11 protein-coding genes are annotated in these 12,983 nt (G+C 72.5%); all 11 read left to right on the top strand.

Annotation, left to right across the window (positions count from 1 at the left end; translation table 11 throughout):
- Positions 1 to 48: 48 nt before the first annotated feature.
- Positions 49 to 1,356, top strand: coding sequence for a dihydroorotase (locus NBZ83_RS22920; protein WP_261571029.1), 1,308 nt, complete (start codon positions 49 to 51; stop codon positions 1,354 to 1,356).
- Positions 1,353 to 2,363 (top strand): PH-like domain-containing protein, encoded by a 1,011-nt coding sequence (locus tag NBZ83_RS22915; protein WP_261571025.1) that lies wholly within the window; start codon positions 1,353 to 1,355, stop codon positions 2,361 to 2,363. Before NBZ83_RS22920 ends, NBZ83_RS22915 begins: the two co-directional genes overlap by 4 nt.
- Positions 2,360 to 3,601: a glutamine-hydrolyzing carbamoyl-phosphate synthase small subunit gene (gene carA, locus NBZ83_RS22910; RefSeq protein WP_261571026.1), complete on the top strand. Its 1,242-nt coding sequence runs from the start codon at positions 2,360 to 2,362 to the stop codon at positions 3,599 to 3,601. Before NBZ83_RS22915 ends, carA begins: the two co-directional genes overlap by 4 nt.
- Positions 3,601 to 7,272: a carbamoyl-phosphate synthase large subunit gene (carB, locus tag NBZ83_RS22905; RefSeq protein ID WP_261575766.1), complete on the top strand. Its 3,672-nt coding sequence runs from the start codon at positions 3,601 to 3,603 to the stop codon at positions 7,270 to 7,272. The genes carA and carB overlap by 1 nt, the downstream gene beginning before the upstream one ends.
- Positions 7,269 to 8,051, top strand: coding sequence for an orotidine-5'-phosphate decarboxylase (pyrF, locus tag NBZ83_RS22900; protein ID WP_261575765.1), 783 nt, complete (start codon positions 7,269 to 7,271; stop codon positions 8,049 to 8,051). The genes carB and pyrF overlap by 4 nt, the downstream gene beginning before the upstream one ends.
- Before the next feature lie 231 nt (positions 8,052 to 8,282).
- Positions 8,283 to 8,600: an integration host factor, actinobacterial type gene (mihF, locus tag NBZ83_RS22895; RefSeq protein WP_261554319.1), complete on the top strand. Its 318-nt coding sequence runs from the start codon at positions 8,283 to 8,285 to the stop codon at positions 8,598 to 8,600.
- A gap of 247 nt (positions 8,601 to 8,847) precedes the next feature.
- Positions 8,848 to 9,393: a guanylate kinase gene (gene gmk, locus NBZ83_RS22890; RefSeq protein WP_261575764.1), complete on the top strand. Its 546-nt coding sequence runs from the start codon at positions 8,848 to 8,850 to the stop codon at positions 9,391 to 9,393.
- A gap of 137 nt (positions 9,394 to 9,530) precedes the next feature.
- Positions 9,531 to 9,815 carry a DNA-directed RNA polymerase subunit omega gene (gene rpoZ / locus NBZ83_RS22885; protein ID WP_009742799.1) on the top strand — a complete coding sequence of 95 codons (285 nt, stop codon included), beginning with the start codon at positions 9,531 to 9,533 and terminating at the stop codon, positions 9,813 to 9,815.
- Between the two features lie 7 nt (positions 9,816 to 9,822).
- Positions 9,823 to 11,130: a bifunctional phosphopantothenoylcysteine decarboxylase/phosphopantothenate--cysteine ligase CoaBC gene (coaBC, locus tag NBZ83_RS22880; RefSeq protein WP_261575763.1), complete on the top strand. Its 1,308-nt coding sequence runs from the start codon at positions 9,823 to 9,825 to the stop codon at positions 11,128 to 11,130.
- A 41-nt stretch (positions 11,131 to 11,171) separates the two neighbouring features.
- Positions 11,172 to 12,368 (top strand): methionine adenosyltransferase, encoded by a 1,197-nt coding sequence (metK, locus tag NBZ83_RS22875; protein ID WP_261575762.1) that lies wholly within the window; start codon positions 11,172 to 11,174, stop codon positions 12,366 to 12,368.
- A 98-nt stretch (positions 12,369 to 12,466) separates the two neighbouring features.
- Positions 12,467 to 12,983 (top strand): primosomal protein N' family DNA-binding protein (locus tag NBZ83_RS22870; RefSeq protein ID WP_498041073.1); only part of this gene is annotated, 517 nt, incomplete at its 3' end.

Below are 12,983 nucleotides of genomic sequence, written 5' to 3'. Positions count from 1 at the left end.
GGGCAGGTCGACGGTCCGGCGGCGGGTGGGTCGGGACAGTCCTGGGTACTGCGCCAGGTCCGCCCGCTCGGCGGGGACCCCGTCGACGTGCTGCTCGCCGACGGGGTCGTGGCGGCCTGGCGGCCTCCGGGCTCGACCAGCCCGGACTCCGAGGGCCTGCCCCCCGGGACGACCGTCCTGGACACCGCCGGCCTGATCATGCTCCCGGGCCTGGTCGACCTGCACACTCATCTGCGCGAGCCCGGCCGGGAGGACGCAGAGACGGTCGAGTCGGGCACCCAAGCCGCGGCGCTCGGCGGCTACACCACCGTGTTCGCGATGGCGAACACCAACCCGGTCGCCGACACCGCGGGCGTCGTCGAGCAGGTCTGGCGGCTCGGGCTCGACGCCGGTCACTGCGACGTGCGGCCGGTCGGCGCCGTCACGGTGGGGCTGGCGGGGGAGCGGCTGGCCGAACTCGGCGCGATGGCGACGTCGGCGGCCGAGGTGCGGGTGTTCTCCGACGACGGGCACTGCGTGTCCGACGCGCTGCTCATGCGGCGGGCGCTGGAGTACGTCAAGGCGTTCGGCGGGGTGATCGCCCAGCACGCGGAGGAGCCCAGGCTGACCGCCGGCGCCCAGATGAACGAGGGGGTCATGGCAGCCCGGCTGGGCCTGCCCGGCTGGCCCGCGGTCGCCGAAGAGGCGATCATCGCCCGGGATGCGCTGCTGGCCGGGCACGTCGGGTCCCGGCTGCACGTCTGCCATGTCTCCACCGCGGGCTCGGTGGAGCTCATCCGCTGGGCGAAGGCGAAGGGCTGGCAGGTCACCGCCGAGGTCACTCCGCACCACCTGCTGCTCACCGAAGATCTGATCAGCTCGTTCGACCCGGTCTACAAGGTCAACCCGCCGCTGCGCACCGCCGCCGACGTCGCCGCGCTGCGTGCCGGCCTCGCCGATGGGACGATCGACTGCGTGGCGACCGATCACGCCCCGCACGCGCTGGAGGACAAGGAGACAGAGTGGGCCGCGGCCCGGCCCGGCATGCTGGGCCTGCAGACCGCTCTGTCGGTGGTGATGGAGACGATGGTCATCCCCGGGCACCTCGACTGGGCCGGTGTCGCCGACCGGATGGCCCTGGCCCCGGCCCGCATCGGTGGCCTGCCGCGACCGGCCGCCGAGGGGTGGAGTTCCATAGCGGTGGGTGCGCCCGCGACCGTGACGCTGCTCGACCCGTCACCGTGGCGGGTCGTCGAGGCGGACACTCTCGCCAGCCGCAGCCGCAACACCCCCTATGCGGGGCGGTCTCTGCCGGGAGCGATCCGCGCCACGTTCCTGCGAGGCCGACCCACCGTGCTCCACGGGAAGGTCGTATGACTGCCTCGCCATCCGCCGCCTCGCCGTTCGCCGCCGGACCGGTCGTCTTCGCCGCCGACCGGGGGCCGGACCGCCTGGGCCTGCATCTGCTGCTCGTGGTGGGACTGCTGTTGTTGTTCGTCGCGGTGGTCGGGACGATGCTGCGGGCTCGGCGCAACAAGGCCGACCGGCAGGAGGAGGACCTTCCCGAGCTGCCCGGCCCGCCGGCCGAGCCCGGCACGGTGCTCGCCGCCCCGCTGCGCGGGATGTACCTCGGGACCGTCGACGCCGGCCACTGGCTGGAACGGATCGCCGCGCACGGCCTGGGCGGCCGCGTCGGTGGCTACGTCAGCGTGTACGAGACCGGCGTGCGGGTGGACCGGGGCGGCGACGCGTTCTGGATCCCCCGGGACGCCGTTCGCGGCGCCCGCCTGGAGCGGGCCCACGCCGGCAAGGTCTCCGCGCCGGGACGCCTGATCGTGATCGCCTGGTCGTACGGCGGCCATGAGCTGGAAACCGGCTTTCGCGGCGAGGACCGGGCGCGCCAGCCCAAAGTGGTCCGGGCCGTGCACGACCTCATTGGCCCGCCGCCGGCCCACCTGGCCCCCGGCGACGTCACCGCACCGCATGCGGTGCCGCGGATGCGGCCCCGGCTGCGCCCGCGGGCCGCGGTTTCGGGGCCGGGCGGCGGCGCGGCGCCCCGGCCGAACTCCGGCCAGCCCACCGAGGAGATGCCGGCGATCCGCACGGGCCCCCGGCTGCGCCGCGGTGAGCGCGGCGCGGCCCGCGGGGACCGGCCCGGCGCCGCCGACCGGTCCGACTACCCGCAGCGCCGCCGCGACCCCCGTCATCCGGACGCCTACCAGCCGGACCCCCGTGGGACCGACCCCCGCGGGTCCGGTTCCCACCCGGCGGACCCGCGCTCCGGCGACCGGGGCCGCCTCGAGCAGTCCGACACCGGCCGGTCACCGGTCGACCCGTTGACCTCACCGCTGGGTGAGGTCCGCAGGCTGAAGGAGGATCGGTGAGCACCCTCACCACGACACCCGGCTCCGCCGCCGGCGACCAGCCGGCCGACCGGGCGAACCCGACCCACGCGGTGCTGATGCTGGAGGACGGGCGCAGCTTCGTCGGCGAGGCGTACGGCGCGCTCGGCGAGACCTTCGGCGAGGCCGTGTTCTGCACCGGGATGACCGGCTACCAGGAGACGCTGAGCGACCCGTCGTTCCACGGTCAGATCGTCATCATGACCGCGCCGCACATCGGCAACACCGGCGTCAACGACGCCGACTACGAGTCCGACCGCATCCAGGTTGCCGGCTTCGTCGTGCGCGACCCGGCGCGGCGTCCGTCGAACTGGCGCTCGCGCGGCAGCCTCGACGACGAGCTGGTCGCCGCCGGGGTGGTCGGTATCAGCGGCCTCGACACCCGGGCGCTGACTCGTCACCTGCGCGAACGCGGGGCGATGCGCTGCGGGATCAGCAGCGTGCTCGCCGCCGGGGCGCGGGTCGACGCCGAGGCGGAGCGCGCGGCGCTGGCCGCCCTGCTAGATCGGGTGCGCAGCTCGCCGGAGATGGTCGGCGCCGACCTGGCCCCGCTGGTCTCCACGCCGCAGCCCTACGTGGTGCCGGCCGTGACCGGCACGGCGCAGTTCAAGGTCGCCGCACTGGACCTCGGCATCAAGCGGGCCACCCCCGCGGCCATGGCGGCGCTCGGATGCGAGGTGCACGTGCTGCCAGCCAGGACCACCGGCGAGGAACTGCTCGCTCTCGAACCCGACGGGGTGTTCCTGTCCAACGGTCCCGGCGACCCGTCGACCGCCGACTACGCCGTCGAGGCCCTGCGCACCGTGCTGCGCGCCGATGTGCCCGTGTTCGGGATCTGCTTCGGTCACCAGCTACTCGCCCGGGCCCTGGGATTCGAGACATACAAGCTGACCTACGGCCATCGCGGGGTGAACCAGCCCGTCGGCGACGTGGCCACCGGCCGCATCGCGGTCACCAGCCAGAACCACGGCTTCGCCGTGAACGCCCCGCTGACCGGCGTGACGGACACGCCGTTCGGCCGGGTCGTGGCCAGCCACATCGGCCTCAACGACGAGGTCGTCGAGGGATTGGAGTGCCTGGACGTGCCGGCCTTCAGCGTGCAGTTCCATCCGGAGGCCGCGCCAGGGCCCCACGACGCGGCCGGCCTGTTCGTGCGGTTCCGTGACCTGATGGCCGCCGCCCGCCAGGCCCGCGTGGCGGCCGCCGGGGGGGAGATCTGATGCCCCGGCGCGAGGATCTGCGCAGCGTCCTGGTGATCGGCTCCGGGCCGATCGTCATCGGCCAGGCCTGCGAGTTCGACTACTCCGGCACCCAGGCGTGCCGGGTGCTGCGAGCGGAGGGCCTGCGGGTCATCCTGGTCAACAGCAACCCGGCCACGATCATGACGGACCCGGAGCTCGCCGACGCGACCTACGTCGAGCCGATCACCCCGGACATCGTCACCAAGATCATCGAACGGGAGCGGCCCGACGCCATCCTCGCGACCATGGGCGGCCAGACGGCGCTGAACACCGCCGTCGCCCTGCACGACGCCGGCGTCCTGGACCGCTTCGGTGTCCGGCTGATCGGCGCGAACATCGACGCAATCCGCGCCGGCGAGGACCGGCAGGCGTTCAAGGACATCGTCGCCACCGTCGGCGGCGAGACAGCCCGCAGCGCCATCTGCCACACCGTCGAGGAGTGCCTGGCCGCCGGCGAGGAGTTCGCCTACCCCGTGGTCGTGCGGCCGAGCTTCACCCTCGGCGGCGCCGGCAGCGGCTTCGCCCACGACGTGAGCGAGCTCACCCGGATGGCCGCCGACGGCCTGTCCGCGAGCCCGTCGACGGAGGTCCTGGTCGAGGAGTCCATCCTCGGCTGGAAGGAGTTCGAGCTGGAGCTCATGCGCGACCGCGCCGACAACGTGGTCGTCGTCTGCTCCATCGAGAACGTCGACCCGATGGGCGTCCACACCGGCGACTCGATCACCGTCGCCCCGGCGATGACCCTGACCGACCGCGAGTACCAGGCGATGCGCGACATGTCGATCGCGGTCATGCGCGCCGTCGGGGTCGACGCCGGCGGCTGCAACATCCAGTTCGCCGTCGACCCGGCGACGGGCCGGCAGGTCGTCATCGAGATGAACCCGCGGGTGTCGCGCTCGTCGGCGTTGGCGTCCAAGGCCACCGGCTTCCCCATCGCCAAGATCTCGGCGAAGCTCGCCCTCGGCTACACCCTCGACGAGATCCCCAACGACATCACCCGGACCACGCCGGCCGCCTTCGAGCCGACGCTGGACTACGTCGTGGTGAAGGTGCCGCGGTTCGCGTTCGAGAAGTTCCCCGGCGCCGACCCGACGCTGACGACGACGATGAAGTCGGTCGGCGAGGCGATGGGGGTGGGCCGCAGCTTCGCCGAGGCGCTGCAGAAGGCGCTGCGTTCGATGGAGTCGGCGGGCTCGATGTTCTCCTTCGTCCCGCCGACCGAGGACGCGGCCACCCTGCTGGAGTCGACCCGGGTCCCGCACGACGGGCGCCTGCGGGCCGTCCAGCAGGCGCTGCTCGCCGGCGCGGACCCGGCGGACGTCAACCGGGTGACCGGCATCGACCCCTGGTTCGTCGATCAGATCGTCTTCCTCAACGAGATCGCCGCCGACATCACCCGCACGTCGGTGGGCATCCGCCGGGCCAAGCGGGCCGGCTTCGCCGACACCCAGCTCGCCGAGCTGCTCGGCACGTCCGAGGACGTGGTCCGCGCGTTCCGCCACCGGGCCGGCATCCGGCCGGTGTTCAAGACCGTGGACACCTGCGCGGCCGAGTTCGCCTCCGAGACCCCGTACCACTACTCGGCCTACGACAGCGAGACCGAGGTCGCCCCGAGCGCTCGGCCGCGGGTGATCGTGCTCGGCAGCGGGCCCAACCGCATCGGCCAGGGGATCGAGTTCGACTACGCCTGCTGCCACGCGGTGATGGCGCTGTCCGACGTCGGATTCGAGACCGTCATGGTCAACTGCAACCCGGAGACGGTGTCCACCGACTACGACACCGCCGACCGGCTCTACGTCGAGCCGCTGACGGTCGAGGACGTCCTCGAGGTCGTCCACGCCGAGCAGCAGGCCGGCCCGCTGGCCGGGGTGATCGTCCAGCTCGGCGGCCAGACCCCGCTGGGCATCGCCGCGGCGCTGGCCGAGGCGGGCGTGCCGATCGTCGGGACCGCGCCGAAGGCGATTCACCTGGCCGAGGACCGCGGCCTGTTCGGCCAGGTGCTGGCCGCCGCCGGGCTGCCCTCCCCGCCGCACGGGGTGGCGACCTCCTTCGCCGAGGCCCGCACCGTCGCCGAGCGGATCGGCTACCCGGTGCTGGTGCGCCCCTCCTACGTACTCGGCGGGCGCGGGATGGAGATCGTCTACGACGACACCATGCTGCGCGACTACATCGAGCGGGCCACGGCGATCTCCCCCGAGCACCCCGTGCTCGTCGACCGGTTCCTCGACGACGCCGTCGAGATCGACGTCGACGCCCTGTTCGACGGCGAGACGCTCTACCTCGCCGGCGTGATGGAGCACATCGAGGAGGCCGGCGTGCACTCCGGCGACTCGGCCTGTGCCCTGCCGCCGATCACGCTCGGCCGCGCCGACCTGGAACGCATCCGCACGTCCACCGAGGCGATCGCCCGCGGCGTCGGCGTGCGGGGGCTGCTCAACGTCCAGTACGCCCTGCAGTCCGACGTCCTCTACGTCCTGGAGGCCAACCCGCGGGCCTCGCGTACCGTCCCGTTCGTCTCCAAGGCGACGGCGGTGCCGCTGGCCAAGGCGGCCGCCCGGGTGATGCTCGGCGCCTCCGTCGACGAGCTGCGCGCCGAGGGCCTGCTGCCGCGCACCGGCGACGGCGCCACCCTGCCACTGGACTCGCACATCGCGGTCAAGGAGGCGGTGCTGCCCTTCGGCCGCTTCCGCGACGCCGGCGGGCGCGGCGTGGACACCGTCCTCGGCCCGGAGATGAAGTCCACCGGCGAGGTGATGGGCATCGACGACGGCTTCGGCACCGCCTACGCCAAGTCGCAGGCCGCCGCCTACAGCGGGCTGCCCACCTACGGGCGGGTGTTCGTCTCCGTCGCCAACCGGGACAAGCGGGCGATGATCTTCCCGATCAAGCGGCTCGCGGACCTCGGCTTCGTCGTCTACGCCACCGAGGGGACCGCACAGGTGCTGCGGCGCAACGGGGTCAAGGCGGTCGTGCTCGGCAAGCACCGGGCGCCGACCGAGGGCCTGATCGACTGCGTCGAGATGATCACCTCGGGTCAGATCGATCTGGTCATCAACACCCCGTGGGGCGTCGGACCGCGCCTGGACGGCTACGAGATCCGCACCGCCTGCGTCAGCGCCGGGGTCCCGTGCATCACCACCATTCAGGGGGCCGCCGCCTGCGTGCAGGGCATCGAGGCCCTGGTCCGCGGTGAGCTGGGCGTCCGACCGCTGCAGGAGTACCACGCCGCCCTGCGTGCGGCGTGGGGCAGCGCGGACGGTCCCGACCGCCCTGACCGCCCTGACCGCCCGGCCGGTCCCGACCGTCCGGCCGGCGCGGCCCCGGATGCGCCCGTCTCCGAGCGACCGGCCACGTCCTTCGACGAGCAGCCGGCGGAACCCTTCGACGAGTTGCCGACCGGGCGTTTCGACGAGCAGCCGGCCGTGTCCTTCCACGAGCTGCCGACCGGGCGCTTCGAGGAGCATCCGACCGGGTCCGCCGACGAGCGGTCCACGTCGTCCGATGGACCACCCGCGACGTGGGCCGCAGGCGCGAGCGTGCCCGCCGACGCGGCCACGGCGACCGGGCCGGTGACGGGCGACGCCGAGGGGAACGGTTCGACCGGGCCCGGTGCGGCGACCGACCTCGACTCCGCGCGGACCGCCCGGTGAGCGTCCCGTCCCGCTTCACCCCACGTGCCGGACAGGCGCCGCTGGCGGTCGCGCTCGACGCCCCGGACGGCGCGACCGCGCTGCGGTGGGCCGAGGCGGTCGCACCGCACGCCGCCGTACTCAAGATCGGGCTGGAGCTGTTCTACCGGGAGGGGCCGGCGGTCGTGGCGGCCCTGCGCGCGGCCGGTCTGCTCGCCGAGCCCGCCGAGGGTGCCGCGGGCGGGGTTGGCGGGCCGCCCGAGCTGTTCCTTGATCTCAAGCTGCACGATATTCCGGCGACGGTCGCCGGTGGAATGCGGTCGGTTGCCACGTTGCAGCCTCGATTCGTCACCGTGCATGCGGCTGGGGGGCCGGCGATGATACGTGCGGCGGTGGCTGCAGCCCCTACGGTTGAGGTGGCCGTTGTGACCGTCCTCACCTCGCTCGATGCCGCCTCGTTGGCCGCCGTCGGGCTTGCCGGGCCGCCGGAGGACGCCGTCCGCCGCCTCGCCGTGCTCGCCGTCGAGGCCGGGGCGCGCACCCTTGTGTGCAGCCCACAGGAGGTCCGAATGGTCCGTTCGGAGCTCGGTGACAACGTGACTCTCATCACGCCCGGGGTGCGTCCAGAGGGGTCCGAGGTGGCCGATCAGGCCCGGATCGCGACCCCGCGGGAGGCGTTGGAAGCGGGTGCTGACCTGGTCGTGGTGGGTCGTCCCATCACCCGAGCCACCGATCTGGGCATGGCAGCAAAAACGGTTGCAGACAGTATTTCTGCAGGTCAGAGGCCTGCGGTCCGCTGACGGCCGTGGTCAGGGCAGGGTGTGTTCGTCCTGGTGCGGTACGAAGCGGTACGGTGGGGCCGTCGTAGACCGAAAGGGTGCGGCACGAGCGGGCCACCCCTTTCGTCCCGTCAAAGCCTTCTCTTGTGCGAACAATATGTCCGCATCAGAGTGTTGTGGCCAAGGCTGGACCGAGGAGCCACTTCCTCGCTAGTTTGCGCGGCGCGATCACCGAATTGAGGAGGCGTACCCGTGCCCCTGCCGCCCCTAACGCCCGAGCAGAGGGCCGCCGCCCTCGAGAAAGCCGCGCTGGCTCGTAAGCAGCGCGCGGAACTCAAGGAGCGGTTGAAGAAGGCCGAGACCACTCTGGCCGCCGTCTTGCAACAAGCCGAGGCCGATGAGGTCGTCGGCAAGATGAAGGTTTCGGCTGTTCTGGAGTCGCTTCCCGGAGTTGGGCGCGTGCGCGCCCAGAAGATCCGAGAACGGCTCGGGATCAGTCCGACCCGCCGACTGAGAGGGCTCGGCGCGAAGCAGCGCGCCGCGCTCCTTGAGGAGTTCGGAACGGCCTGATCCGGCGGAGTGGGAAATCCACTCCGGCAACCGGAGTAGGGCCTTGGCGGGACGCGGCATCACCGGGTGAGTGGTCTCACTCACGTACTTCCGGTGAAGCCGCGGGACCTTCCGAGCGGATCGGGGGCCGGTATTCTTTACCGGCCCCCGATCCGTAAGTCCATGGGAAACAAGTCCCATCCTGGGGTCGTCCGCAGGCGGATGACCGCTGTGCGGCAGCCGTCCCGGAGGCCCTAGGGTTGTGACCGTGGGACTCACTGTGCTGTCCGGGCCATCCGGAGTCGGGAAGGGGACGGTCGTTGCGGCCGTCCGCGAGCGTCATCCCCAGGTCTGGGTCTCGGTCAGTGTCACTACCCGGTCTCCCCGGCCCGGGGAGACCGACGGTGTCGAGTACCACTTCGTCGACGCCGAGGAGTTCGCCCGGATGGTCAAGTCCGGCGAGTTCGTCGAGCATGCGATGTTCGCCGGGCACGCCTACGGCACCCCGCGGGGTCCACTGCAGGAACGGCTCGCCGAGGGCGTCCCGTGCCTGCTGGAGATCGAACTGCTCGGGGCCCGCCAGGTGCGTTCGGCGATGCCGGACGCCCGGTTCGTCTTTCTCGCTCCGCCCACGTTCGAGGAGCTGGTGCGGCGGCTGACCGGCAGGGGGACCGAGTCGCCCGAGGTCATCGCCCGCCGGCTGGACCGGGCTCGCATCGAGCTCGCGGCCGAGACGGAGTTCGACCACGTGGTCGTCAACGACGATGTTCGGGCCGCGGCCGCGCGGTTGGTAGCATTGATGATCGGCTCTTAGGTGCGGGTCCGCTCGGACCACGCCGCAAAGCCGCACCTCATGCGCTTGAACCCGGGCACAGGAGTCTCGACGCCTGTGCCCGGGTGCACGGTCCGGACGGCGGCTGCCGCCCCGGACATTCACCCCGGAAGGACATCGTGGCCGGAACCGTAGCCCACCCCGAAGGCATCACCAACCCGCCGATCGACGAGCTGCTTGAGGCCACCGACTCGAAGTACAGCCTGGTCATCTACGCGGCCAAGCGGGCCCGCCAGATCAACGCCTACTACTCGCAGCTCGGCGAGGGCCTGCTGGAGTACGTCGGGCCGCTGGTCGAGACGACCAACGCCCAGGAGAAGCCGCTGTCGATCGCGCTGCGCGAGATCAACGCCGGTCTGCTCACCCACGAAACGGTCTCCGACAGCCTCCCGCCGGTCGCCTGACCCGGCCGTGACCGACGAGCCCACCGGCGCCGCGGGCGCCCCCGTCCGCAGACCCCGGGTCGTGCTCGGCGTGGCCGGGGGCATCGCCGCCTACAAGGCGGTCGAGGTGCTGCGTCGGTTCACCGAGTCCGGGCATGAGGTGCGGGTCGTGCCCACGCCGTCCGCGCTGCGTTTCGTCGGAGAGACGACCTGGGCGGCGTTGTCCGGTAATCCGGTCACGACCGATGTGTGGAGCGACGCCGACGAGGTGGCCCACGTCCGCATCGGGCGGGAGGCCGACCTCGTCCTCGTCGTCCCGGCGACCGCGGACCTGATGGCCCGCGCGGCCGCCGGGCGGGCCGACGATCTTCTCACCGGGACCCTGCTCACGGCGACCTGCCCGGTGGTCTTCGCGCCGGCGATGCACACCGAGATGTGGCAGCATCCGGCCACCCGGGCGAACGTCGCCACCCTGCGGGCCCGGGGTGCGGTGGTGCTCGACCCGGCTGTCGGCCGGCTGACCGGCGCCGATTCCGGGGCCGGTCGGCTGCCCGAACCGGCGGAGATCGCCGCGCTCGGCATGGCGGTGCTCGCCCGCGGGGCCGACGGCGTCCGCCCGGACCTCGCCGGTCGGCACGTGCTGGTCACCGCCGGGGGCACCCGGGAGTACCTCGACCCGGTCCGTTTTCTCGGCAACGCCTCCAGCGGGCGCCAGGGCTACGCGGTGGCCCGGGCGGCACTGGCCCGCGGCGCCTCGGTGACGGTGGTCGCGGCCAACGTCGCCCTGCCCGAGGTCGCCGGGGCGCGCACGATCGCGGTCACCTCCGCCGCCGAGCTGCGGGAACGGGTGCACGAGGTGGCACCGTCGGCGGATGTCGTCGTGATGGCTGCCGCAGTCGCCGATTTCCGGCCGCAGGCAACCCAGGCGTACAAGATTAAGAAAGAATCCGCGGCACCCGACTCCATTGCTCTGGTGCGAAACCCTGACGTGTTGTCCGAGTTGGTGGCGAACCGCCGCCCCGGGCAGGTCCTGGTCGGTTTCGCCGCCGAGACGGGCGGTCCCGACGGCGGGATTCTCGACCACGCGCGGGCGAAACTCGCCCGCAAGCCCGTCGATCTTCTCGTCGTCAACCAGGTCGGCGCCGGGCTCGGGTTCGAGGTGGCGGACAACGCCGCCGTGGTCCTGGCCGCCGACGGCCGAGAGACGACCATCGAACGCGCGAGCAAGGATCTGGTCGCGCACCGGATCCTCGATCTCGTGGTGGAGTTCCCGACCGGTCACGGGGATGGAACGTCCAGCGAGGCAGTGCGGGTACCCGTGCGGACGCCTCGGTAAGCTTCGTCGGAATCAACCGGATCTCCCAGGGGGTTAGACCAGTGGCGACGCGCCTGTTCACGTCCGAGTCCGTCACCGAGGGGCATCCGGACAAGATCGCTGACCAGATCAGTGACTCGATCCTCGATGCAATGATCAAGGATGACCCGAAGAGCCGGGTCGCGGTGGAAACGCTCATCACGACGGGCCAGGTGCACGTCGCAGGTGAGGTCACCACCAAGACCTACGTCGACATCGCCGCGGTCGTCCGTGAGCGCATCCTGGAGATCGGCTACGACTCGTCGAAGAAGGGGTTCGACGGCGCCTCCTGCGGCGTCAGCGTCTCCATCGGCGCGCAGTCCGCGGACATCGCCCAGGGCGTCGACACCGCCCACGAGTCCCGCGTCGAGGGCTCCAACGAGGACGAGCTCGACCGCCAGGGCGCCGGGGACCAGGGCCTGATGTTCGGCTTCGCCTGCGACCAGACCCCCGAGCTCATGCCGCTGCCGATCGCGCTGGCGCACCGCCTCGCGCGGCGACTGTCCGCGGTTCGCAAGGACGGCCAGGTCGGCTACCTGCGCCCGGACGGCAAGACCCAGGTGACCATCGAGTACGCCGACGGCAAGCCCATCCGCCTCGACACGGTCGTCGTCTCCACCCAGCACGCCGCCGACATCGACCTCGACACGCTGCTCGCGCCCGACATCGCCGAGTACGTCGTCGAGCCGGAACTGGCGCTGCTCGACATCTCCACCGAGGGCCGCCGCCTGCTGGTCAACCCCACCGGCCGCTTCGAGATCGGCGGCCCGATGGGCGACGCCGGCCTGACCGGCCGCAAGATCATCGTTGACACCTACGGCGGTTACGCCCGGCACGGCGGCGGCGCCTTCTCCGGCAAGGACCCGTCCAAGGTCGACCGCTCGGCCGCCTACGCCATGCGCTGGGTCGCCAAGAACGTGGTCGCCGCCGGCCTCGCCAGCGCCTGCGAGGTGCAGGTCGCCTACGCCATCGGCAAGGCGCACCCGGTCGGCCTGTTCGTCGAGACCTTCGGCACCGGCACGGTTCCCGAGGAGCAGATCCAGGACGCCGTGACCCAGGTCTTCGACCTGCGCCCGGCGGCCATCATCCGAGACCTGGACCTGCTGCGCCCGCTCTACGCCCAGACCGCCGCCTACGGGCACTTCGGCCGCCCCGAGCTCGACTTCACCTGGGAGTCCACCTCGCGCGCCGAGGCGCTCCAGCGCGCAGTCAAGGGCTGAGGGCCTCGGCCGGCGCGGCCGCGGCCCACTCGTCTCCGTGACCAGGCGGGGCCGCGGGCCGGCCGATCCTGTCGGCGGGACCTGGTACTAATGCCCACATGACCGAGCGGCCCGACACGATCCCCGGCCTTGGCCCGGGGCCGGCCGGGTCGCCGCGGCCAGGCCGGGGCTCGGCAGCGCGCTCGGGCTCGGGTGCGCGAGGTGGCTCGGGGCGGGCCCGCGGTCCTGGCGCGCCGGCCCCGCCGGCCGCGGAGCTGCCCGTGGCCAGGGTTGCGGTCGACACTCCGCTGACCCACCTCGACCGTCCCTTCGACTACCTCGTCCCGGCCGATCTCGCCGCGGCGGCCGTGCCCGGCTCCCGGGTCCGGGTCCGCTTCGCCGGCCGGCAGGTCGACGGATTCGTCCTGGAGCGGCGGGCGGCCTCGGAGCACCCCGGCCGGCTTGCCCCGCTCGCACGGTCGGTCTCGCCGGAGCCGGTGCTGTCCGAGTCGATCGCCCGGCTCGCCCGCACCGTGGCGGACCGCTACGCCGGAACACTGGCCGACGTCCTTCGCCTCGCCGTCCCACCCCGGCACGGCCGTACCGAGACCACCCCCGCGCCGCCGCGAACCACCC

The organism is Frankia gtarii (assembly GCF_025403375.1).
In the GTDB taxonomy this organism is placed as follows: Bacteria; Actinomycetota; Actinomycetes; order Frankiales; family Frankiaceae; genus Frankia; species Frankia gtarii.
Note: the sequence above shows the minus strand (reverse complement) of the source record. Positions and strands in the feature narration are given on the sequence as shown.